The 22523-nt window shown below is 62.9% G+C and carries 18 protein-coding genes and 2 tRNA genes; 11 read left to right on the top strand and 9 right to left on the bottom strand.

What is annotated here, in order from left to right:
- Window positions 1-55: 55 nt before the first annotated feature.
- The 4 genes from PCO31010_RS21350 (at window position 56) to PCO31010_RS21335 (ending at window position 3759) form a co-directional block, all read left to right on the top strand.
- Complete coding sequence (locus PCO31010_RS21350) at window positions 56-817, top strand: 3-oxoacyl-ACP reductase (protein WP_150666038.1); 762 nt, start codon at window positions 56-58, stop codon at window positions 815-817.
- 430 nt (window positions 818-1247) lie between these two features.
- Window positions 1248-1733, top strand: coding sequence for a hypothetical protein (locus PCO31010_RS21345; RefSeq protein ID WP_150666131.1), 486 nt, complete (start codon window positions 1248-1250; stop codon window positions 1731-1733).
- Between the two features lie 207 nt (window positions 1734-1940).
- Window positions 1941-2258 (top strand): VOC family protein, encoded by a 318-nt coding sequence (locus PCO31010_RS21340; RefSeq protein WP_150666037.1) that lies wholly within the window; start codon window positions 1941-1943, stop codon window positions 2256-2258.
- Window positions 2259-2382: 124 nt separating this feature from the next.
- Complete coding sequence (locus PCO31010_RS21335; protein WP_150666036.1) at window positions 2383-3759, top strand: HipA domain-containing protein; 1377 nt, start codon at window positions 2383-2385, stop codon at window positions 3757-3759.
- A gap of 65 nt (window positions 3760-3824) precedes the next feature.
- Here PCO31010_RS21335 and PCO31010_RS21330 read toward each other — a convergent pair whose 3' ends face one another.
- Window positions 3825-4742: a DMT family transporter gene (locus PCO31010_RS21330; RefSeq protein ID WP_150666035.1), complete on the bottom strand. Its 918-nt coding sequence runs from the start codon at window positions 4740-4742 to the stop codon at window positions 3825-3827.
- A gap of 72 nt (window positions 4743-4814) precedes the next feature.
- Here PCO31010_RS21330 and PCO31010_RS21325 point away from each other — a divergent pair, with 72 nt between their 5' ends.
- Together PCO31010_RS21325 and PCO31010_RS21320 are read left to right on the top strand one after the other, a co-directional pair.
- The gene (locus PCO31010_RS21325; protein WP_373275415.1) at window positions 4815-5642 is read left to right on the top strand and encodes an AraC family transcriptional regulator; all 828 of its coding nucleotides are present in this window, start codon (window positions 4815-4817) and stop codon (window positions 5640-5642) included.
- An 80-nt stretch (window positions 5643-5722) separates the two neighbouring features.
- The gene (locus PCO31010_RS21320) at window positions 5723-6019 is read left to right on the top strand and encodes a YciI-like protein (protein WP_150666034.1); all 297 of its coding nucleotides are present in this window, start codon (window positions 5723-5725) and stop codon (window positions 6017-6019) included.
- 129 nt (window positions 6020-6148) lie between these two features.
- Here PCO31010_RS21320 and PCO31010_RS21315 read toward each other — a convergent pair.
- The 6 genes from PCO31010_RS21315 to PCO31010_RS21290 form a co-directional block, all read right to left on the bottom strand.
- A tRNA-Glu gene (locus PCO31010_RS21315) sits at window positions 6149-6224 on the bottom strand.
- A gap of 16 nt (window positions 6225-6240) precedes the next feature.
- Window positions 6241-6316 (bottom strand) — tRNA-Ala (locus PCO31010_RS21310).
- Window positions 6317-6434: 118 nt separating this feature from the next.
- The gene (locus PCO31010_RS21305; protein WP_150666033.1) at window positions 6435-7628 is read right to left on the bottom strand and encodes a DSD1 family PLP-dependent enzyme; all 1194 of its coding nucleotides are present in this window, start codon (window positions 7626-7628) and stop codon (window positions 6435-6437) included.
- 50 nt (window positions 7629-7678) lie between these two features.
- Window positions 7679-10771: an FAD-binding and (Fe-S)-binding domain-containing protein gene (locus tag PCO31010_RS21300; protein ID WP_150666032.1), complete on the bottom strand. Its 3093-nt coding sequence runs from the start codon at window positions 10769-10771 to the stop codon at window positions 7679-7681.
- Window positions 10772-10971: 200 nt separating this feature from the next.
- Window positions 10972-12249, bottom strand: coding sequence for an MFS transporter (locus PCO31010_RS21295; RefSeq protein ID WP_150666031.1), 1278 nt, complete (start codon window positions 12247-12249; stop codon window positions 10972-10974).
- Window positions 12250-12719: 470 nt separating this feature from the next.
- The gene (locus PCO31010_RS21290) at window positions 12720-13940 is read right to left on the bottom strand and encodes a pyridoxal-phosphate-dependent aminotransferase family protein (protein ID WP_150666030.1); all 1221 of its coding nucleotides are present in this window, start codon (window positions 13938-13940) and stop codon (window positions 12720-12722) included.
- Between the two features lie 466 nt (window positions 13941-14406).
- Here PCO31010_RS21290 and PCO31010_RS21285 point away from each other — a divergent pair, with 466 nt between their 5' ends.
- A complete protein-coding gene (locus tag PCO31010_RS21285; RefSeq protein ID WP_039396830.1) occupies window positions 14407-15123 on the top strand; it encodes a GntR family transcriptional regulator in 717 nt (238 codons plus the stop codon).
- Between the two features lie 183 nt (window positions 15124-15306).
- Here the strand turns inward: PCO31010_RS21285 and PCO31010_RS21280 are convergent, their stop codons facing one another.
- Together PCO31010_RS21280 and PCO31010_RS21275 are read right to left on the bottom strand one after the other, a co-directional pair.
- Entirely contained in the window at window positions 15307-15963 is a 657-nt protein-coding gene (locus PCO31010_RS21280; RefSeq protein WP_150666029.1) for a flavodoxin family protein, read from the bottom strand.
- Window positions 15964-16455: 492 nt separating this feature from the next.
- Window positions 16456-17307 carry an IclR family transcriptional regulator gene (locus PCO31010_RS21275; RefSeq protein ID WP_150666028.1) on the bottom strand — a complete coding sequence of 284 codons (852 nt, stop codon included), beginning with the start codon at window positions 17305-17307 and terminating at the stop codon, window positions 16456-16458.
- Between the two features lie 254 nt (window positions 17308-17561).
- Here PCO31010_RS21275 and PCO31010_RS21270 point away from each other — a divergent pair, with 254 nt between their 5' ends.
- The 4 genes from PCO31010_RS21270 to PCO31010_RS21255 all read left to right on the top strand — a co-directional run bounded on the left by PCO31010_RS21270 (window position 17562) and on the right by PCO31010_RS21255 (window position 22520).
- Window positions 17562-19010 (top strand): NAD-dependent succinate-semialdehyde dehydrogenase, encoded by a 1449-nt coding sequence (locus PCO31010_RS21270; RefSeq protein WP_150666027.1) that lies wholly within the window; start codon window positions 17562-17564, stop codon window positions 19008-19010.
- A gap of 155 nt (window positions 19011-19165) precedes the next feature.
- The gene (locus PCO31010_RS21265) at window positions 19166-20458 is read left to right on the top strand and encodes an ABC transporter substrate-binding protein (protein WP_246184712.1); all 1293 of its coding nucleotides are present in this window, start codon (window positions 19166-19168) and stop codon (window positions 20456-20458) included.
- A gap of 152 nt (window positions 20459-20610) precedes the next feature.
- Window positions 20611-21507: a branched-chain amino acid ABC transporter permease gene (locus PCO31010_RS21260; protein ID WP_039396822.1), complete on the top strand. Its 897-nt coding sequence runs from the start codon at window positions 20611-20613 to the stop codon at window positions 21505-21507.
- On the top strand, window positions 21504-22520 hold the full coding sequence (locus PCO31010_RS21255; RefSeq protein WP_150666026.1) for a branched-chain amino acid ABC transporter permease: 1017 nt from the start codon (window positions 21504-21506) through the stop codon (window positions 22518-22520). The genes PCO31010_RS21260 and PCO31010_RS21255 overlap by 4 nt, the downstream gene beginning before the upstream one ends.
- The last annotated feature ends 3 nt before the right edge of the window (window positions 22521-22523 follow it).

Here is a 22523-nt window from a genome sequence, read left to right as displayed (position 1 = left end):
ATCCTGCGGAACGCGCGATAATGACCGCCTTTTGCGGGATTAGGGGGAGATCGGAATGAAGCTGGATTCGCAGTGGGTACTCGTGACGGGTGGGGCACGCGGACTGGGCGCGGCCATTACGCGCGCTGTGGCGCGTGAAGGCGCGGGCGTCGTCATCAACTATCTGCGCAGCGACGTGGCCGCTCGCGAACTGGCCGAGTCGCTCGGCGATCGCGCCATCGCGTTGCAGGCCGACGTCACGGACGAGAAGGCCGTCGCCCGCCTCTTCGCCGAAGCCCACGAACGCATCGGCGGCCCCATCGTGTCGGTCGTCAACAACGCGCTGGCCGACTTCCGTTTCGACGGTGACGCGCGTCCCAAACTCGCCGACATCTCCTGGTCGCGCTTCTCGCAGCAGCTCGAAGGGGCCGTCAAAGGCGCGCTCAACACGATGCAGGCCGCACTGCCGGGCATGCGCGAAGCCGGGTTCGGGCGCATCGTGAACGTGGGCACTAACTTGTTCCAGAACCCGGTCGTGCCGTATCACGATTACACGACCGCCAAGGCCGCCCTGCTCGCGCTCACGCGCACGGCATCCAACGATCTCGGCCCCGACGGCATCACCGTCAACATGGTATCGGGCGGTCTTCTGCGTGTAACCGATGCCAGCGCCGCCACGCCGGAAGCCGTGTTCGATCTGATCGCAAGCCTTACGCCGTTGCGCCAGGTCACGACGCCGGAAGAGTTCGCCGACGCCGTGCTGTACTTCCTCTCGCCGTGGGCGCGCGCCGTGACGGGGCAGAACCTCATCGTTGACGGCGGGCTGGTGAAGGGCTGAGCCCTCTAGGGCCTGTTCACACTAATTCCGGGCTCGTGTTGCCCGGCCAAAGGGGCGAGCGCAAGGAATGAGCCGAAGCGAATATCGGGAATATTCGAGAGGATCATGACGCAGCGATCGCCCCTTTGGGTGGGCAACCCAAAGGGAACGTGCCCTACCGGCCGTCTGGCCGCGTTACTGCCAGCTTGCTTGGGACCACCAAGCGGCGCTGTCGGTGCCTTGCCAGCCAGCCGGTAGAACACGTTCACGAGCCCGGAATTAGTGTGAACAGGCCCTAGGTCCAACCTATGGAGTACGCAAGGCGGGGAACGTGTCCGTGCTATCGCCGGACGCGGTAAAATTGCCGTCTTTGTGAGCGCGTGCTCACACCCATCTCACTTCCAAACCCCGAATTCAGACAGTGACCGCAACTTCCGCCACACCCGAAGACATCCCGACTGACGACACCAGCAGCACCGATGCCATCCACGAAGCCCGCCTGTGGCGCGACGACGGTTGGACGGCGAAGGTCGTCAAGAACGAAGAGGACGACGGCTGGGCGGTGGCGATGTTCAAGGACGGCGAGTCGGAACCCGCCCTCGTGGGGCCGTGGACGATGGGGCGCGACAAGAAGAATCCGAAGCCGCTGGACGTCGGGGCGTTCCATACGCTGGTGAAAACGGCGGCCGAGGTGTTGCGGCGTCACGAACAGCAACTGCGCGCGCAGTTGCACAAGCGCATCAGTGTGGACGGACCGGACGGCGAAATCGACGTCACGCTCGATATCGTGCCCGACGACTACGATCCCTACGCCATGCTGAGCGCCATCGACCGCTTCGGCGAAACGATTGCGACGGTCAAAGTGCCACCGTCGTTCAAGCTCTCGCGCAACAGTGCGCGCGCCTGGGTCGAGAACGACTTTCAACGTCCCCAGTGAGCACCCGCTAACCCTGTCTCCTCCCATCCCATCACTGCGGATACCGGGATAACTGCCCGTCTGGTTAGCGTGCCTGACGACGCCTAAGATGGATTTCGCCGACATACCGCCTGCACAGCAAGATCCGCGTATGCGCTGCAACATGCGAGCGGGCGCTCACACAGTGCAGCGGCGGCGTTCCCATCGAATCCGGCGTCAGGAGACCCCATGAAACGCTTTCATATCGCGCTCGCCGTGCGCGATCTCGACGAATCCATCACCGACTATTCCGCGCGTCTCGGACAGCCGCCCGCAGCGGTCGTGCCGGGCGCCTACGCCATGTGGCGCACCGACCTGCTGAACTTCTCGATCAATCAGTCGCCGTCGCGCGCGGGCGAGCTTCGCCACGTCGGCTTCGAAGACGACGATGCTCCCGAGTACGCCAGCAGCACGGACTGCAATGGCCTGCTGTGGGAAGCCTTCTCCGCCGCAGAACAAGACCGTCGCATAGTGAGTACTTACGGGGTCGCGGTACGTAATACGTAAGCGCCCTGCCCCTCGCCCACCCGCTTGGGACCGAGCATCGGTAGGGCAACCTCAGATGAAGGCACGGTCGAAAGGCATCTCATACTTGCACATGTGCTATTCTTGAACTATTCATGAAATATTCATGGACGCGTTCAAACCGAGGGTTCAGATGGCCGATCAATCACTTCGAATTGAGGAAATACGCCGCCTGCTAAGGCTTGGACCGCTTACTGCACAGGAGATCATGGCTGATTTATCGATCAGCCAGCCGACCCTCTCACGAGTCATTCGGGAAGCTCCTGAACTATTCACAACGTTTCGAATTTCTGGGGATCGCACCCCAAAGTACGGGACTTTGCGTCCGCTGCCCGGCGGGTTGTCTTCCCGTCAAGCCGTCTATCGGGTTTCAGCCGAAGGCGCGATTGAACCGTTCATCCGCGTCGAATTTCTGACCGGCGGGGCGACGCTCGAACTCGGTAATTCCCGGAATGCGCTATACGAAGGCCTGCCCCCGTATATGACGTTCGCTACGCCATCGGGATTCTTGGGCCGCCAGGTCGCCCGAACGGTTGCTGTGGAAATGAAGGTTCCGGAGAGCCTTCGGGATTGGAGCGACGAACATCGTGTTGCCTATCTTTTCTCCAGAGGACTGAATCTTCCGGGCAACTTGATTTACGGCGACACCTCCCTCCAAAGGGAGATGGAATTCCGCCAGTTACTGCCAGTGCCGTCTGCACAAAAGCTAGAGTCGTACGAGGCGATGGCCAATCAGCTTAAGGACGCCTCCTACGGCTCCAGCGCGGGCGGCGAGCAACCAAAGTTTCTCTCTCTGACCGAAGATGTCGGCCATGTGATCGTAAAGTTCGCAAAGCGTGGTAGTCGCATGGCGGAACTGCTATCGCTTGAGCATCTGGCCCTCCGGGCGCTGATTAACGCGGACATCCCGTCAGCTTCGACGCACCTCCTCGCGACCGACAGCTATACGTTTCTTGAGGTGCAGCGGTTCGACCGGATCGGACGCTTTGGTCGCGTAGGAATGCTCTCTGCGGGGGCGATAGACGACGAGTACTTTGGGAAGCGAGACAATTGGTCCGCATTCGCGACGCGATGCGAGCAAGCACGAATCCTTCCGGCAACCGAAACCACGAAGATTCACGTGATGGCCGCATTTAGCGAGCTTATCGGTAACGGAGACCGACATTTCGAGAACATCTCGCTTCTCTTTAATGAGCATGGCCGGATTGATCGAGTGGCCCCCGCGTATGACATTCTCCCTATGAATTACGCGCCGTTGGGCGCAGGCGTCGATCCCGATCTTTTGCCGATCACCCCCAAAATTGGGGCCATTGGTGCGAGGCCGACCGTTTGGGGCAAGGCCTATTCCGCCGCCAGAGCATTCTGGGAAAGCGTGCAACAAGGGGCTTGTTCTTTGCCGATCCCGGATGAGTATAAGAATCTCGCGACGGCAAACCTCGCGGTGGCGAAAGACTTCGTGGTTCCGCTCGTTCCCAGCGACTGAATGTCGAAGGTCCAGTCAATGGCAACCTGACTGGACCTTACGCTGGACGGAAGCCCTCTAAAAAATCACGCAGGCACTTCGTCCGAATCTTCCACACCGCCGAAGCCGGGCAGCGGGCGCTGCCAGCGCTGCGCGATGAACACGCCGACGAGCGCCACCCCGCCGCCGATCACGTGGAACGTGTGCAACTGCTCACCCAGCAGCACGACAGCAATTGCGGCCGTCATCACCGGCAGCACATTGATGAACATGCTGCAACGGTTCGGCCCGAGATGCCGGATGCCCTGAATCCACAGAATCGGCAACACGATCGACGCCCCCAATCCGGCGTACAGCACCAGCGGCACCGTCGCCGCATTCAGCTGCGCCTGACCGGCAGGCACCATCGCGAGCATCGGAATCATCGTGATCAGCGCCGCCCACGCCTGCACGTAGGTCGACTGCGCGGGCGGCACCGCCACGTGCCAGCGTCGCAGCAACACGCTGTACAACCCGTAAGATGCCGAGGCGATCAGCATCAGGATGTCCCCCAGATGCATGCCGCCGTCAAGCAACTGCGACGGATGCCCCTGCCCGATCAGGTACACCAGCCCTGCGAGCGATAGCAGACCGCCCACGAGCATGCCGAGGGTCGGCGGCTCGCGCAGCAGCACCACGCTCCACAGCAGGGTCAGTAGCGGGGCCAATGCCGTCACGATCGCCATATTGGTCGCCGTGGTGCTGTGCGCCGCGAGATACGACAGGCTCTGATAGAACGACATGCTCAGGAAGCCGAGGAAGCCGAGCTTGGCGAGCTGCGGACGCACATGGTGCCAGTTGCGCAGTAGCGGACGGATGACGAAGGGCGTCATGACGGCTAGCGCCAGCACCAGACGATAGAACGTGATGGCCGATGGCGCGATGGTCGTGGCCGAGAGCTTCGAAACGATGACATTGCCGGCCCACAACAACATGGCGCCGAGCGGATACAGAAAGTACCCCATGACGATTTCCCACAGGTTTGACAAAGGAAGCGCCATCGTCAGGGATGTCACACAGGACCGTCTCACGCTAAAATTCCAAAACCTGTCTCAAAAAGGACACTCGTGGCTACCGAAAAGGCTGTGCGTCGCGTCATCGATCCGCGTCTGACCGATCACCTGCGATTCGAAAGCACCCCCATGCCGATGGCGGCGATGGCGGTCGATTACGCGCACAACGAGTTCATCGCCTCGCATTCGCATCGGCGCGCGCAACTGCTCTTTTCGATTGAGGGCGTGATGATCATCGCGTCGTCGTCGGGTCGCTGGGTAGTGCCACCGACACGTGGCGTCTGGCTCGCGGCGGGGCTGGAACATACGGTGCGCATGAGCGGCAATGTCAAGATGCGCACAGTGTTCGTCGAACCGGGCAGCGAGCCGTTGCCCGACACCAGTTGTGTCGTGGAGATCACGCCACTGATGCGCGAACTGATTCTCGCCGCCATCCATGTGCCACCGGACTACGCGCCTGACTCTCGCGACGCGCGCCTCATGCGTCTTCTGCTAGACGAACTGATCGCCCTGCCCGTCCTGCCGCTCTATCTGCCGTGGCCACGAGACGCACGTCTGGCACGCGTTTGCGATCGTCTGATGCAAAGCCCTTGCGACGACGCCATCATCGACCATTGGGCCAGCGAAGCGGGCCTCTCACCGAAGACGTTTCAGCGGCGTTTTTCCACGGAGACAGGCCTGACGTTCGGCCGCTGGCGTCAGCAAGCGCGCCTGCTTCAAGCGCTGGAAGCGCTGGCACGCGGCGAAAAAATCGTGAACGTGGCGCTGGATCATGGCTATGCCAGCCAGAGCGCATTTGCGGCGATGTTCAAACGGCACTTCGGCGTACCACCGTCGGCGTTTTATCGATAATGACGAGTACGACGCGTGTCGAAGCGACTGCACAACTTCGTCACGGCGTCAGGCGCGCAAAAAATCACGGAGATCACACCATGCATTACCTGCTCACTTACGAACTCGTGGACGATTACCTCGAGCGTCGCGGCCAGTACCGCGATGCCCATCTGGCTCTCGCCTGGGCCGCATCGGAGCGCGGCGAATTGTTGCTTGCGGGCGCGCTGGAGTCGCCCGTCGACACGGCAGCCCTACTCTTCGAAAGCGACTCGCCTGCGGCGGCAGAAGCCTTCGCGAAAACGGATCCGTACGTGGTGAATGGTCTGGTGAAATCGTGGCGCGTACGGCCGTGGAAGACGGTCGTCGGCAAGATGGCAAGCACGCCGGTGCGCTGAAAAATAGCCGGGCGTACGAATCGGCAGCACAAAAAACAAAACGCGCTTGGCCGTGAAGCCAAGCGCGTTTGTCGACAACCGATCGTGCGTCGTGTTTCTGGAGCTTTCCGAGAATCACGCCACTAAATCTGGCGTCCCCTAGGGGATTCGAACCCCTGTACTCACCGTGAAAGGGTGATGTCCTAGGCCTCTAGACGAAGGGGACCTAAAGTCTTCCGTTTTGGTGGAGGTAAGCGGGATCGAACCGCTGACCTCTTGCATGCCATGCAAGCGCTCTCCCAGCTGAGCTATACCCCCGTACGGCGAAGAAGTGAGACTATAGCGTGCTTTTCCGACCTTGGGAAGCCCCTGCATCAAAATATTTTGACGGGGCCGGATGTCACCGAGATGACGCCAGCGCCGCCACTCCCCCGCCTTACTGGCTTAGTCCACGCGCCTCGATGGGCCAGAGACCTTCGACCCGTCCGTGCCGCACCGCCACGTAGCGGTCGTAGAGATTGACCGTCGGATCGCAGTGTCCCGGCACCAGCAGAATCGGCTCGCCCAGCCACGGTGCGCTGTCTTCGTCCGCAGAGGCGAGCTCCAGCACGCCATGTTCGTCCGAGGCAGTCCGGTAATGCGGCTTGCTCGCCTGTTGCGACGACCAGAAGCGCGGCAAGCCCGAATCGATCGCTACGCTCTTGAGCCCCGCATCGCACACGATGATCCCGCTGCGCGCCGTGCTCATGACCGTCGATGCGAGAAACAGGCCGTGGCGAAAGCGCCAGTCGTCGCGCCATTCGAGCGAGCCGTAATGACCGTCGAGGAACACATACGACCCCGGCTGAATTTCGGTGTACACGCCGCTCTCGATATCGAACTCGGCCGTGCCCGTGCCACCGCCCGTCACGACCGGACAAGCAATGCCGCGCGCTTCGAGAAAGCGCACGTAGGCCGATGCACGGTCGGCAGCAAGACGCGCGGTATCGCGCCGCTTTTCCCAGCCGTCCACATGCTGCGCGCTGCCGTGATACGCCTGCAATCCGCCGAAACGCAGCCCCTCGTAATGATCGATGGCATCGACCAGTTGCGCCACGGCATCTGTCGAATCCACGCCGCAACGCCCCTGCCCCACATCCACTTCGGGCAGCACAGCGATGCGCACGCCTGCGCGCTGCGCGGCCTTACCGAGCGGTGCGACTTGCCGCACATCGTCGACACACACCGACAGCGTGACGTGCGCCGCCATCGCCACAGCCAGCGCCACACGCGCCTCGCCGACGAACTCGTTACTGATATGGATGTTGCCGATGCCCGCGTTGACGAACGGGATAGCCTCCGTGACTTTCTGACAGCAGATGCCGACTGCGCCCGCCGCCATTTGTGCACGCGCGATGGCGATAGACTTATGCGCCTTGGCATGCGGACGCACCGCAACACCGCGCGCTGCCGCGGCGCTCGCCATGCGTTCGACGTTCGCCTCGAACGCGTCGAGATCGAGCAGCAGCGACGGCGTAGCCACCTGTGCGAGCGTATCGCCCACACGCGCCACGGGCGGCACGGCGATGCTGCCAGTGGCCGTGTTGGCAGCACTCGCCGACGTCGAAACCGTATTGACTGAATCTGGCATCACAATCCTCAATCCTTTGATGGGCGTTCGCAGAAAATGGCGGTCGCCGCTTACGCCACCCCGCCCGGCAACGCCCGCGCCAATACGCGTGCGACGTGCAACGCATCCGTTTGCGCCCCATCGTGAATCTGATGGCGGCAACTGGTGCCGTCGGCCACCACGATGGCGTTTTCACTGCGCTGACGAATCGCCGGCAACAGTGTCAACTCCGACATGGCGCGCGACGTGTCGTAATGCTCCGCTTCGTAACCGAAACTGCCTGCCATGCCGCAGCACGACGATTCGATCGATGATACCTTCAGCCCCGGCACCCAACCAAGGACCGCTGTAACGGGAGAGTAAGCGTCGAACGCCTTCTGATGGCAATGGCCGTGCACCAGCGCCTCGCCCACGCCCTCCGGCAGCGCTTGCCAGGCCACATCCAGGCGCCCTGCCGCCTTCTCGCGAACCAGAAATTCCTCAAACAAAAACGCGTTGTCCGCCAACTTGCGGGCCGCATCACCGAAGCCATACCCGAGCACTTCGTCGCGTAGCGAGAGCAGGCACGACGGCTCCAACCCCACAATCGGCACCCCACGCTCGACGAACGGCATCACCGCGTCGAGCAGGCGTCGCGCTTCCGCCTTCGCTTCGTCCACAAGACCTGCCGCGAGGAACGTCCGGCCGCAGCACAGCGGCCGCTCGCCAGCGCGCTGATTCACATGGACGGTGTAGCCGGCCGCTTCGAGCACCTGCTTCGCCGCGCGGGCATTTTCCGGCTCCATATAGTTGTTGAACGTGTCGACGAAGAGCAGCACCTGGCGCGAATTCTCCGCATCCACAGGATGGCCCAGCGGCGCCTGACGCGCCAGGAACGAGCCGGTGAGCGCAGGCACCGAGCGCTCCAGTGCGAGCCCGAGCCAACGCTTCGCCACGTTGCTGCCGGGCAGCCGCTGCGCCGCATCCAGCAGCCCGCTCACTCGGCTGGCCCACGGCGCGTAACGCGGCAGGTACGCGATCAGCTTGTCGCGCAACGACACGCCGTGGCGCTTCGCCCGCGCATGCCGCGCCTCGATCTTGAAGCGCGCCATATCGATGCCCGTCGGACAATCGCGCTTGCAGCCCTTGCACGACACGCACAGATCGAGCGCCGCCTTCACCTCGTCGCTCGCCAGCCCTTCGTCGCCCAGTTGCCCGGAGACGGCCAGACGCAACGTATTCGCCCGTCCGCGCGTGACATGCTGCTCGTCGCGCGTCACGCGATAGCTCGGGCACATCGTGCCCGCGTCGAACTTGCGACAGTGGCCGTTGTTGTTGCACATCTCGACGGCCGATGCGAGGCCGTGCGTGGCGTCCGTCCCGGTGTCCGGCGCGCTCTGCTCGCCGGTCAGCGCATCGCGCTTCACGTTCCAGGCCGTCCAGTCGAGCGCAGGGATGACCGGCTTTGCCGCATAGCCCGGTGCGAAACGGAACAGCTCGCGCGTGTCCATCTTCGGCGGGCGCACCATCTTGTCCGGGTTAAAGCGATTCTCCGGATCGAACAAATCCTTGATCTCGCCAAACGCCGCATTGATGCGCGGCCCGTACTGCCAGGCCACCCATTCGCCGCGACACAGTCCGTCGCCGTGCTCGCCCGAATAAGCGCCCTTGTATTCGCGCACGAGCGCCGCCGCTTCCTCGGCAATGTCGCGCATCTTCGCTGCGCCGTCGCGGCGCATGTCCAGAATCGGACGCACGTGCAGCGTGCCCACACTCGCGTGGGCGTACCACGTGCCTTCCGTCCCATTGCGATGGAACACTTCGGTCAGCCGCCGCGTGTACTCCGCCAGATGCTCCAGCGGCACCGCGCAGTCTTCGATGAACGACACGGGCTTACCGTCGCCCTTCATGCTCATCATGATGTTAAGGCCCGCCTTGCGCACTTCCCAGAGCGCCTTTTGCGGCCCGGCGTCCGGCATCTTCACAACGCTGTCGGGTAAGCCGAGATCGCCCATCAGCGTGGCGAGATCGTCGAGCTTCGCGCGCAGTGCGGCGGGATCGTCGCCCGCGAACTCGACCAGCAGGATCGCCTGCGGATCGCCCGTGAGCGCCTTCTCGATGACGGGACGAAACGCGGCGTTGTCCATCGCCAGATCGATCATCGTGCGATCGACCAGCTCCACGGCCACCGGCCCCAGCTTCACGATGTGCTGCGTGAGGTCCATCGCCTGATAGAACGTGGGGAAGTTCACCACGCCAAGCGTCTTGTGGGCGGGCAGCGGCGCGAGCTTTAGCGTGATCTGACGGCTGTACGCCAGCGTGCCCTCCGAACCCACCAGCAGATGCGAGAGGTTGGCCACGCCGTCGTCGGTGTACGCGCGCGGGTTCAGGCAATCGAACAAGTCAAGGTTGTAGCCCGCTACACGACGCAACACGCGCGGCACGCGCTCGCGCATCTCCGCTTGTTCACGCATCGCGATGTCGTGAACGCTCGCGAGAATCGCCTTCGTACGTGCGTCCGTCGGCGGTGTGTGCAGCGAGCCGAAGTGCAGTTGCGCGCCATCGGCCAGCACCGCGTCGATGGCCAGCACGTTGTGCACCATGTTGCCGTATTCGATGGAGCGCGAACCGCACGAATTGTTGCCCGTCATGCCGCCGATGGTGCATTGCGCGGCGGTCGAAACGTCCACCGGAAACCACAGCCCGTGCGGCTTGAGCCACGCGTTCAGATGATCGAGCACGATGCCCGGCTCGACGGTCACAGTGCGCGCCTCGGCGTCGAAGTCGATCACACGGTTCAACCACTTGCTGTTGTCGATGACGAGCGCTTCGCCAATGGTCTGTCCGCACTGGCTCGTGCCCGCGCCGCGCGCGAGCACCGGCACCTTCTGGTCGCGTGCGATATCGAGCGCGCGAATCAGGTCTTCCTGATCGCGCGGCACCACCACACCGATAGGGAATATCTGATAAATCGACGCATCCGTCGCATAGCGGCCACGACTGGCGCGATCGAACAGCACGTCACCGCGCAGTTCGCGGCGCAGGCGGTCCTGTAATGGCGTGAGCGTCACCCCGCCGCGCTGCATCGGCATCAGATGCACGGGCTGGCTGATGGACGTCGGGGACGCGGGAGAAGTCGGAGGGGTGCCTTGAGGCGTCGCGCGGGCATTCGATTGGGAATTCATGACGTTGCTGGCGTTGAGCTGGCCGTACCGAAGAAGATGCAAAAGGCATCGGGGACGGGCCTGCGGCGAACGGACACGAGGCCCGTCCGGCAGGTGTTTTGCGGAAGATGTCGCTTGTCTTGCGGATCGTGCGGATCGTGCGGACGCTCGCTCACCACGCCCCTCACGATCCGACAGATCAGGCAGACATCAAGTGCACGTCAGGCAGGCTGACGGGCGTTGCTTGCGTTAGCGGCATCGCCTGCAAGCGAGAATTTGCTCTCGGGCTGCATGCGGAAGGCCAGCACCACGCCGACGGCCATCAGAATCATGCTGCCCACGAACGGCAGCTCCCAGTTCCCCGTGCGGTCGATGAGATAGCCCGAGAGCACCGGCGAGATGATCGCCGCGAGTGCCGAACCGGTATTCATCATGCCGCTGGCCGTGCCCGAGTATTCCGGTGCGACGTCCATCGGGATCGCCCACATCGGGCCAATCGTCATTTCGGCGAAGAAGAAGCCCGACGCCAGACACGCCATCGATACGTACAGATGGTGCGTGAACATCATCGGCACGAGCGAGATCAGCGTGAGCAGCATGCACACGGAGACCATCCAGCTACGGGCGCGCTTCAGGTTGCCGGTGCGCTCGTACAGCTTGTCGGTGACGATCCCACCAAGCGTATCGCCGATCACACCGGCAAAGAACACGCTCGAAGCGAACAGCGCCGACTTCTTCAGATCGAGGTCGTAGCTATGCAGGAAGTACTGCGGAATCCACGACAGGAACAGCCAGAGCGTCCAGCCATAGCAGAAGTACACAACGGTGACCGGCATCATGCGCTTGAACAGCGGCCCCCACGGCACCGAGCCGCTCTTGGCCTTGAGCGCAGGCAGCACGGCGAGTTCTTCGGTCGTGATGCGCGGATGGTCTTGCGGACGTTCGGTGAACGTGAATGCCCACAGCGCCACCCAGATCAGGCTCACGATCCCGCACAGGTAGAACGACTCGCGCCAGCCATGCGTGGCCATGATGAACACCACCACGGCCGGGGCCACGGCGTTACCGATACGCGAGGCCGCGTGCGTGATCCCTTGCGCGAAGCCGCGCTTTTCCTTGGGAATCCAGCGCGACATGGCCGAGGTGGCCGCCGGGAACGTCGCCCCTTCGCCCAGACCCAGCAGCAAGCGGGCAAGCAGCAGCGTGACGAGGCCACCGGCCATACCGGTCAGGATCGTCGCCACCGCCCACAATGCGCCGCACACCAGCAACGTGCGCTTCGCACCGAAGCGATCGCTCACCCAACCGCCGATGATTTGGAAAACCAGATAGGGATAGGCAAATGCCGAGAAGACAAGACCGATTTCCGTCTTGTTGAGATTGAATTCCTTGCCGAAGCCGGCTGCCGCCGTGCTGACGTTGACGCGATCGAGGTAGGTGATGAAATACATGACGCATAGCATCACCAGCACGACCCTTGTCGCCTTGAAAAGCTTCATTGCATGTCTCCTGAAACATCCTGTGAAGCGCGCCCGCAGCATGCTGGCAGCGCAAAGGTGTTGCTGCGTCACGAGCGCTTCTGTTGTGAGGCTCTGTGACGCTTGAATGACAATTAAAGCGTTTTACTTCAGAAGCGCCGGTGATCCTCCATCCAAATCACCGGCACCCCTCGTCTCCTGGTTAGGACTTAGGGTCTGTTTCCCCTAAATCCGGGCTCGCGAACGTGTTCTACCGGCTGGCTGGCAAGGCGCCCGCAGCGCCGCTTGGTCATTCCAAGCAAGCTGCGGGCAACGCGGCCAGACGGCCGGTAGGGCACGTTCCCTCCGGGTTGCCCACCCAAAGGGGCGATCGCTGCGTCATGATCCTCGCGAATATTCCCGATATTCGCTTCGGCTCATTCCTTGCGCTCGCCCCTTTGGCCGGGCAACGCGAGCCCGGATTTAGGGGAAACAGACCCTACAACGGCAGGTTACGCGGCGACCTTGAGCGACGGCGTGTCTTTTGCCTTCGCCAGATAGTCCATCGCAGCGACGACACCCGAACCCGCCAGCTTGACGCCGGAAATTTGAAGGCCCATTTCGCAGCCCGAGAGCGTTGCCATCAGCGTCAGATCGTTGCAGTCGCCCAGATGGCCGATACGGAACATCGTGCCGCGAATCTTGCCGAGCGCCTGACCGAGCGACATGTCGAAGCGTTCGTAAATGCGCTTGCGGACTTCGTCGGCGTCCACGCCTTGCGGCATGACCACACCGGTGAGCACCGGGCTGTACACCGCCGGGTCCTGACACTGGATCTCCAGCCCCCAGGCGTTCACAGCGCGACGCGTCGCCTCGGCCAGTCGCTGGTGACGCGCGAACACGTTATCCAGCCCTTCTTCCAGAATCATATCGAGCGCTTCGGACAGGCCGTACAGCAGGTTCGTGTTCGGCGTGTACGGCCAGTAGCCGTTCTTGTTCGCTTCGATGATTTCCTGCCAGCCCCAGAAGGCGCGCGGCAGCTTGGCCTGCTTACCGGCTTCCAGCGCCTTGGGCGAGACGGCATTGAAGCTGATACCCGGCGGCAGCATCAGACCCTTTTGCGAGCCCGAGACGGTGACGTCGACACCCCACTCGTCATGGCGGTAGTCGGCCGAGCCGAGGCCCGAGATCGTATCGACGAGCAGCAGCGCCGGGTGTTTGGCCGCATCGATGGCGCGACGCACAGCCGCGATATCGGAGGTCACGCCGGTGGACGTTTCGTTATGCACAACACACACGGCCTTGATGGCGTGGCCGGTGTCTTCGCGCAGACGCGCTTCGATCATGTCCGGCTGCACGCCACGACGCCAGCCTTCGGTGCCCGGCAGGCCAATGAACTCCGGCTTCAGGCCGAGATTTTCGGCCATCTTCTTCCACAGCGTGGAGAAGTGTCCGGTCTCGAACATCAGCACGTGATCGCCCGGCGAGAGCGTGTTCGTCAGCGCGGCTTCCCACGCGCCGGTGCCCGAAGCCGGATAGATCACGACCGGTTGCTCGGTCTTGAAAATCTTCTTGATGTCGGCGAGCACCTTGCGACCGAGCGCCCCGAATTCCGGGCCGCGATGGTCGATCGTCGGATAGCTCATGGCGCGCAGAATGCGATCGGGCACCGGGCTCGGACCAGGGATCTGCAGGAAATGGCGACCCGAGGGATGGAAATCGAGCTTCAACATGAACGTCTATCTCCTCTTGAAAAATTCTGTTTTGAATTTTGCATTCAAAATACTTTAGCAGAGCGGATGACTTTCGCAAGGGGTGAGAAGCGCTTTTAATACAGTCGTTTACCCGAAGGGTCTGTCCCCCCCTAAATCCGGACTCGTGTTGCCTGGCCAAAGGGGCGAACGGGGCGAACGCAAGGAATGAGCCGAAGCGAATATCGGGAATATTCGCGAGGGTCATGACGCGGCGATCGCCCCTTTGGGTAGGCAACCCGAAGGGAACGTCCCCTACCGGCCGTCTGGCGGCGTTGCCCGCAGCTTGCTTGGAGCGACCAAGCGGCGCTGCGGGCGCCTTGCCAGCCAGTCGGTAGAACACGTTCACGAGTCCGGATTTAGGGGGGGACAGACCCTAGATACGGGTGCCTGATACCGTGCGTTACAATCGCGCCTATGACGCCTGATGCCGATTTTATGATTTTGAATGCAAAAAATGGATAACACGTCGACGATTGCCGCCCCCGAAATCCCGCGAGTCGAGCGCCTTCGATTGCACGACACCGTCGTCGAGCACCTGCGCCGCCTCATCATCGAGGGGGTGCTCTCCCCCGGGGTCAAGCTCAACGAACGCGAGTTGTGCGAGACGTTGGGCATCTCGCGCACGCCGTTGCGCGAAGCATTCAAGGTGCTGGCGGCCGAAGGGCTTATCGAGATCGCACCGAATCGCGGCGCGAGCGTCGCGCGCATGACGGAGAAGGAAATCCGCGAGATGTTCGAGCTCATGAGCGCGCTCGAAGCATTCTCGGGGGAATTGGCGGCCGAGCGTATGACAGCCGTCGAACTCGCCGAGATCAAGGCGTTGCATTACGCCATGCTCGCGTGCCGGGCGCAGCAAGACCTGCCGGGCTACTACGCGCGGAATCAGGCGATTCACGATCGCATCAACGAAGCGGCGCGCAACGGGGCATTGCGACAGACTTATGTGGCCATCAACCGTCGGCTGATGGCGCTGCGCTTTCGCTCGAACTTCCATTCGGACAAGTGGGATCGCGCCATCCACGAGCATGAGCAGATGATCGACGCACTGGAGCAACGCGACGGCAAACGGCTCGGTGAGATTCTGCGCAAGCACTTGCTTGCCAAACGCGACGCCGTCCTGCAAATTCACGCCGAACCGGCGAGCGACGCCCCGAGCAACTGACGCACGGCATCTCGCCGACATCGCGCCAAACGACAAACGGCACGTGAGTGCATCCACTCAACGTGCCGTTTGCTTTGCGACTGAATTTGTCGCGACCTTCTCTGCGGCTGCTTTTACGACGACCTTTGCCGCGCAACGCTTCGCTTCGCGCCGGACTCACCGACGCTTCACCTCCGCACGACTTTACAGCCGACGCTCTGCCGCTTCCAGTGCACGACGAGCCAGGACTGCCGGTGACTCCAGCACTTCTCCCGCAAGACGCGCGACGAGCGACGCCACGTTACGACCGTACTGCTTGCCAGCGATGACATCGGCCGGATCGAGCGCGTAGGCCGCGTCGACTTCTACGCCCGGCGCCGTGACCGCCGGGAAATCGCCAGCGAAGCGCGTGACCATCGATCCTGCCGAGCCGCGCATCTCGAAGTCGGCGTCGTCAGCTTGCGCGTCGGCCCACACCATGCCGTGCTGTGCGGCCAGCGCGGCAAAGTAATCGAGCGTGTTGCGTTTGTCCTCGCCGGAGCGGCAGCTGAACGAGAATCCGCCCGCGACCTTGTTGCGCCAGCTGCGCGCGCGCCACATGCCTGTGGTCGCGTCGGCGAAAGCCTTGAATGCGGCGGCAACGCCGCCCTGAAATGCCGGTGCACCGAAGATGATGGCGTCGGCCGCAGCCAGACGCGACAGCATGACTTCGTCGTGCCATTGATTGCCGATAAGCTGATGCGGCTCGATGCTGAACAGTTGGGCGTGTGCGCCCGCGTCATTCACACCCTGGGCGACCGAATGGGCAATCATGGCGGTTGCGCCGCCCTGCGAGTAATAGACGATTGCGATATTGGACATGGCGTAGTGCTTCCCTATTGGATGTCCGCCCCATGGCACCGCCGGGATCGCGCTTCCCTACGCTTCCTCTGGCTGTCTGGACATCAGTCAAGGCCAGATAATGCCAGTGATAACCCCTAGGGAATAGCCCGCATTCGTGGACATGACTGTTCCGCTAAAGATAACAATCGAACGAATGCAGGACGCTGTCACTTCGCGAGCGCGAAACTGACAGGAAAATGACGCGGCGCTGACGGTGCGCCGCCGTGGACGCCACCGACCGGAAAGCCCCGCGCAGCAAGGCGCGAGAGGTCGATGGGCCGAGTCGCCCCGCCAGGCTGAGCCGAATGCTCATGGCCCCACCGACGGCAGGGGCAATTATAGGAAGATTCGAGGCTGTCGACAGTGCAGGGTGCGCCAACAGACGGCAAACAGTTCCCGCAAACCGCGTGAGTTCGACTCAACGACGCACGAATATTCCGTGCGCGTTTTTTCTTCGTCGACGATGCGCGTTCAGCGTCGCGACAGTGCCCCGGCGGGTGCCCCAAGTCGCACAGACAACTGATCGGCCAGTTCACGCATCTGGCGACCGATGCGTTGTCCGGTCTGCGCATCGATCTCATTCGTGAGGAAACTCACCGCCAACCCGGCGACTGCACGCTCGCCGCTCGCGTCGAACACCGGCGCGCCGAAGCAGATCATGCCTTCGCGCATCTGCCCGTTGTCGATCGAATAACCGTCACGACGCACCTGCGCCATCTCCTCGGCCAATGCGGGATAGGTCCCGACGCTCGCACGCGTGAGCGGTGCAGGCCATGCACCCGCGAGCAGATCGCCCGCCTCGCCCGGCGGCAATGTCGAGAGCATGGCTTTGCCGGTCGCCGTATAGGGCGCGGGCAAACGCATGCCGATGCGGAACGTCACGCCCAGCGGACGGTTACCGTTGTGGCACGCGAGATAGATCACTTCCGCGCCATCGAGTATGGAGAGCGTGACGGTTTCCTCCGAGAACGCGCGCGATGCCTCCCAGACCGCCCGGAACTCCTCGGTAATGTTGGTCTGCGAAAGGAACGCGTTCGCCCATCCCATCACATACGACCCCATCGTCATGCCGCCATTGGCATGACGCTTCACGAGACGCAGCTTGACCAGCGTGTCGCAAAGCCCGTGCAGCGTGCTCTTCGGCACGCCCGTCTCGCGCGCAAGATCGGCCAGCGCCACCGGTTCAGACGACGCCGCAATCACATCGAGGACATGCACAGCCCGCACCACGGCAGGCGCTGTGGTCTTGAGCGGCTCGTCGGATTGGGCGGCGGCATTCGCCGCAGAAGCGTTGGCAGGCAGATCGAGTTTGCGCTTTGGCATGAATCGGGGATCTCGGGAATCTCAGGAAACGGCGTCGATTTTGTCGGGATGGATCGGGTGACGAGCAACTCGCCGCCAGCATGGTACGGGCAAGTCATTCTCATTCCGGCCTAGGGAAAACCCCTTAGTTGCACCTAAAACGTTCAATACGTAGAATCACATTCAATACATAGAATACCGTTCAATAGATAGAACGGCAAGCAACAACCCGAGACACTGCCCATAGGAAACGCCGGTCCTCCCGGCCTACTGCCATGCAACTCAAAGACACCAATCTTTTCAAGACCCTTGCGTGGGTCGACGGTCAATGGATCTCGGCCGACAGCGGCAAGACGTTCGACGTGCTCGACCCGGCGACCGGCGAAGTGCTGGCCAAAGTGCCGGAGCTCGGTGCAGAGGAAACCATGCGCGCCGTGAGCGCTGCCGAGGCCGCCCAGAAGTCGTGGGCCGCCCGCACTGGCAAGGAGCGCGCCAATGTGCTGCGCCGCTGGTTCGATCTGATGATCGCGAACACCGACGACCTCGCGTACCTGATGACGCGCGAACAAGGCAAACCGCTGGCCGAAGCTCGCGGTGAGATCGCCTACGCGGCCAGCTTCATTGAATGGTTCGCGGAAGAGGCCAAGCGTGTAGACGGCGACGTGCTCGCCACGCCCGCCGCCGACAAGCGTCTGGTCACCATCAAGCAACCGGTCGGTGTGTGTGCCGCCATCACGCCGTGGAACTTCCCGGCCGCGATGATCACGCGCAAGGTCGCACCGGCACTGGCGGCGGGCTGCGCCATCGTGGTCAAGCCGTCCGAACTCACCCCGCTGTCTGCCTTCGCACTGGCCGAGCTGGCACATCGCGCGGGCATTCCCGGCGGCGTGTTCCAGGTCGTCACGGGCGACGCCCGCGCTGTGGGCGGCGTGCTGACGTCGCACCCGAGCGTGCGCAAGCTGTCGTTCACCGGCTCGACCGGTGTGGGCCGTCTGCTCATGGCGCAGTGCGCCCCCACGGTCAAGCGCCTGTCGCTGGAGCTGGGCGGCAACGCGCCGTTCATCGTGTTCGACGATGCCGACATCGACGCTGCAGTCGAAGGCGCGCTCGCCGCGAAGTACCGCAATGGCGGTCAGACGTGCGTCTGCGCGAACCGCTTCTACATTCAGGACGGTGTCTACGACACGTTCGCGGAAAAGTTCGCCAAGCGCGTCGCGGAAATGAAGGTCGGCAACGGTCTGGAAGACGGTGTGGTCATCGGTCCGCTGATCGAAGGCAAGGCTGTCGACAAGGTCGTCACGCTGGTCGAAGACGCGAAGTCGCGTGGCGGGCGCGTGCTCGTGGGCGGCGAAGCCCACGCACTGGGTGGCACCTACTACGCACCGACGGTGATCGCCGACGCCACGTCGCAAATGCGCATGGCCCGCGAAGAAATCTTCGGCCCGGTCGCCCCGCTCTTCCGCTTCACGCGCGATGCCGACGCCATCGCTCTCGCGAACGACACCGAATTCGGCCTCGCCGCCTATCTGTATACGCGCGACATCGCCCGTGCCTGGCGCACGTCCGAAGCGCTCGAATACGGCATGGTCGGCCTGAACACCGGCCTGATCTCCAACGAAGTCGCGCCGTTCGGCGGCATCAAGCAATCGGGCGTGGGCCGCGAAGGCTCGCGCTACGGCATCGAGGAATACCTCGAAATGAAGTACCTGTGCCTGCAAGTGTGAGGTAGGCGGCCTGCCGGGCAAGCCATCGGCAAACCCCTGGCAGGCCCGGGCACCGCACCGGGGCATCAGACTCCGCACGTTCATAAATCGACATACATCGACACTCATCGACACCCGTCGACATACACGTCGTAACACCACCAAAGGAAACCAGTATGAAGCGCGTTATCCAGCGCGGCATGAAGCCGCTCGCTCTCGCACTTGCGGCCGGCGCCGCGATCGCCTCGGTTGCCACCACGGCACACGCCGATGCCAAGCCGATCAAGATCGGCATCGTGACGTTCATGTCGGGCGCTGCCGCCGGTCCCTTCGGCGTGCCGGCCAAGAACGCCGCCGAAGTCACCGCTGCCGAGCTTAACGCTGGCAAGGTGCCTGCCCCGTATGCCACGAAGGGCTTCGGCGGCGCACCGATCGAACTCGTCTACATCGACGAAGCGGGCAGCACGAGCAAGCAGGTCAGCGAGTACCGCAACCTGTTGAACCAAGGCGTCGATTACGTCGTCGGCTACACCTCGTCGGGCAACTGCCTGGCGATTGCACCGGTGGCCGAAGAAATGAAGAAGGTCACGCTGTTCTTCGATTGCGGCACGCCGCGCGTGTTCGAAGACGCGAGCTTCAAGTACGTCTTCCGCCCGGTGGCCACCGCCACGATGGACAACGTGGGCGCTGCCCGCTACGTCGCAGAACGCAAGCCGGATCTGCAAACGTACGCCGGTATCAACCAGAACTACGCCTGGGGTCAGGACGCCTGGGCCGACTTCGAAGGCACGCTCAAGTCGCTCAAGCCGAACGCCAAGTCGGTCAGCTCGCAAATGCCGCAACTGGGCGCAGGTCAGTACAACGCTGGCATTTCCAGCCTGCTCGCCGCCCACCCGGACGTGCTGCATTCGAGCTTCTGGGGCGGCGACCTCGAAGGTCTCGTCGTGCAGGCCGGTCCGCGCGACCTGTTCAAGAAGTCGCTCACGGTGCTCACCGCCGGTGAAACGGCCACGCACGGCAAGACGCGTCTGCCGGACGGCGTGATCATCGGCGCTCGCGGCATGTACGGCATGTTCGCGCCGGACAACGCCCTGAACCGCTGGCTGCGCACCGCCTACAGCGCCAAGTTCAACGACACGCCGAGCTACCCGTCGTACAAGATGAACCAGAGCATCCTCGCGCTCAAGGCCGCTTACGAGAAGGCACAAGCCGCGAACGGCGGCAAGCAGCCCACGCCCGAGCAGGTCATCGCGTCGTTCGAACACCTCGCCTTCGAAGCACCGGCTGGCAAGATCGGCCTGACGCTGGGCAAGGGCCACCAGGCCGCGCAAGGCACCGCGTTCGGCATCGTGAAGAACGTGAACGGCAAGGTCACCGTGACCGACGTGAAGCAGTACGCGATCGCCGAAGTCACGCCGCCGGAAGGCGTGAAGTCGGCCGACTGGATCAAGGGCGGCCTGAAGCACTAAGCCATCCCCCGGCAGATCCTGTCGCGTAACACTTAAGCATCAAGTTCGGGAGGACGGGCAAGTCTTCGTCCCCCTCGCAATAAAGCGGTACCCGCAAGGCCGGTGTCGTGGCGCTGACTGCGTCCGGCCTTGCGTTCCAAGGAGAATGCGAGATGTCGCAGATCTACGCCGTCCTGGTGGACGGGGTGATGTACGCCGCGTGGCTGTTCCTGGTTGCTCTGGGACTGACCCTCGTCTACGGCGTGCTCAAAATCTTGAACATGGCGCACGGCAGCCTGTACGCGCTGGGCGCGTATGCTGGCGTGACGTTGATCGGCCCGTGGGTTGCCCAGGGCGGCAATCTCTACGTGAGCTATCTGTTGCTCGTGCTGGCGGCCATCGTCGCGGGCGGAGCCATCGGCTTCATCATGGAGCGCGGCATTCTGAAGCGCTTCTACGGGCAGGACCCCGTGGTGCTTCTGCTCGTCACTTATGCGCTCTTCCTCATCATGGAAGACGCTATCAAACTCGTCTGGGGCGTCGATCCGTACTCGGTCTCGGAACCGTACAGCTTCCTCGGTAACTTCGACCTCGGCGATCTCTCGTACCCGAACTACAACTTCCTGATCGTGGGTGTGGCGCTCGTCGCGGGCATCGGCCTCACAGCGTTCCTGAAGTTCACCCGCAGCGGCCGCTTGCTGCGCGCGGTGATTCACGACCGTGAAGTCAGTCAGGCGATGGGCATTCGCGTGAGCCGTTATTTCGTGGTGACGTTCATGGCAGGCGCGGTGCTCGCCGCCATCGGTGGCGCACTCACCGCACCGACCGTGTCGGTCGCGCCCGGCATGGGCGTGGAGATCGTGGTGCTTACGTTCGCCGTCGTCGTGATCGGCGGGCTGGGTTCGCTGCCCGGCGCGGCGTTCGGTGCGTTGCTCGTGGGTCTGGTGCGCGCGAGTGCCGTGCATTACTGGCCGCAAGGCGAGCTGTTCTCCATCTACATCGTCATGGCGCTGGTGCTGGCTGTGCGTCCGAAAGGCATCTTCGCTCCGCTGGAGGCTCGCAAGATATGAGTTCCGCAATCTGTTCCCAACTGCGCGCGCCCGGCACGTGGCTCGCGGTGGTCGGTTTCGTCGTCATCGGCGCAGCAGGTCTCGCCCTGCCCCAATGGCAATTTCTGGTGTCGGTGGCGTTATCGAAGGGCATCGTCGCACTGGGTCTGGCGCTGTTGCTGCGCACGGGGCTCGCGTCGTTCGGTCAGGCGTTGTTCTTCGCGGTCGGCGCGTATTGCGTGGGCCTCGGCATGAACTACTACGGTCTGACGGAGCTGTTCGCGCTGCTCGCCGTGTCGATGGTCGTGTCGGCCGTGCTGGCCTTCGTGCTCGGCTTTTTGCTGGCACGCTATCGCGACATCTTCTTCGCGATGCTCACGCTGGCGTTGTCGATGATCTGCTACGGCCTGCTGCTCAATAACGTCGAACTCGGCGGCAGCGACGGCTTCAACGTGAACGCACCCACCCTCGGCAGCAGTGCCGAGCCGTGGCAACTCACGGGCACGAACCTGTTCGCGGTGGGCTTCATCGCTGCCATCGTTTGCGTGATGGCCGTGGCGGTGTACATGCGCTCCACGCAGGGACGCCTCGGTCCCGCGATCAAGGACAACGAGATCCGCGTGGAGTATCTGGGCACTTCCGCCCGTCGCAACATTCACCTGACGTACGTGATCGCAGGCGCGCTCGCCGGTCTCGGGGGTGCGTTGCAAGCGTTCAACATCGGCCACATCGATCCGGACATGGCGTTCTGGACGACCTCGGGCGAATTCGTCTTCATCGCCGTGCTCTCGGGCACCCGCTTCGCCTTCTCGCCGTTCATCGGCGCGTTGCTGCTCGAAGTGGCGCGGGCGATGGCGTATCGCTACGCACCGAACACGTGGCAAATCGTGATGGGCGCGATCATGCTCGCGATCATCGCCTTCCTGCCGGGCGGTCTCACGAGTCTGGGTCTGGGGCGTCGCAAGGCGGCAGTTGCACATCCCGTCACGCAGACGGCGACCGCGAAAGTCAACGCTTCGGCCGACGCAGCATAAGAG

It is taken from the genome of Pandoraea commovens, from assembly GCF_902459615.1.
Classification (GTDB): domain Bacteria; phylum Pseudomonadota; class Gammaproteobacteria; order Burkholderiales; family Burkholderiaceae; genus Pandoraea; species Pandoraea commovens.
This window is presented reverse-complemented; position numbering and strand designations above follow the sequence as displayed.

Excerpts from the sequence above, each read along its gene's own strand:
- PCO31010_RS21260 (WP_039396822.1), top strand. The coding sequence starts at position 20,611 with ATGTCGCAGATCTACGCCGTCCTGGTGGACGGGGTGATGTACGCCGCG.
- PCO31010_RS21285 (WP_039396830.1), top strand. The coding sequence starts at position 14,407 with ATGCAAAAAATGGATAACACGTCGACGATTGCCGCCCCCGAAATCCCG.
- PCO31010_RS21280 (WP_150666029.1), bottom strand. The coding sequence starts at position 15,963 with ATGTCCAATATCGCAATCGTCTATTACTCGCAGGGCGGCGCAACCGCC.
- PCO31010_RS21300 (WP_150666032.1), bottom strand. The coding sequence starts at position 10,771 with ATGAATTCCCAATCGAATGCCCGCGCGACGCCTCAAGGCACCCCTCCG.
- PCO31010_RS21350 (WP_150666038.1), top strand. The coding sequence starts at position 56 with ATGAAGCTGGATTCGCAGTGGGTACTCGTGACGGGTGGGGCACGCGGA.
- PCO31010_RS21335 (WP_150666036.1), top strand. The coding sequence starts at position 2,383 with ATGGACGCGTTCAAACCGAGGGTTCAGATGGCCGATCAATCACTTCGA.
- PCO31010_RS21255 (WP_150666026.1), top strand. The coding sequence starts at position 21,504 with ATGAGTTCCGCAATCTGTTCCCAACTGCGCGCGCCCGGCACGTGGCTC.
- PCO31010_RS21330 (WP_150666035.1), bottom strand. The coding sequence starts at position 4,742 with ATGGGGTACTTTCTGTATCCGCTCGGCGCCATGTTGTTGTGGGCCGGC.
- PCO31010_RS21270 (WP_150666027.1), top strand. The coding sequence starts at position 17,562 with ATGCAACTCAAAGACACCAATCTTTTCAAGACCCTTGCGTGGGTCGAC.
- PCO31010_RS21305 (WP_150666033.1), bottom strand. The coding sequence starts at position 7,628 with ATGCCAGATTCAGTCAATACGGTTTCGACGTCGGCGAGTGCTGCCAAC.
- PCO31010_RS21275 (WP_150666028.1), bottom strand. The coding sequence starts at position 17,307 with ATGCCAAAGCGCAAACTCGATCTGCCTGCCAACGCTTCTGCGGCGAAT.
- PCO31010_RS21290 (WP_150666030.1), bottom strand. The coding sequence starts at position 13,940 with ATGTTGAAGCTCGATTTCCATCCCTCGGGTCGCCATTTCCTGCAGATC.
- PCO31010_RS21340 (WP_150666037.1), top strand. The coding sequence starts at position 1,941 with ATGAAACGCTTTCATATCGCGCTCGCCGTGCGCGATCTCGACGAATCC.
- PCO31010_RS21295 (WP_150666031.1), bottom strand. The coding sequence starts at position 12,249 with ATGAAGCTTTTCAAGGCGACAAGGGTCGTGCTGGTGATGCTATGCGTC.
- PCO31010_RS21320 (WP_150666034.1), top strand. The coding sequence starts at position 5,723 with ATGCATTACCTGCTCACTTACGAACTCGTGGACGATTACCTCGAGCGT.
- PCO31010_RS21265 (WP_246184712.1), top strand. The coding sequence starts at position 19,166 with ATGAAGCGCGTTATCCAGCGCGGCATGAAGCCGCTCGCTCTCGCACTT.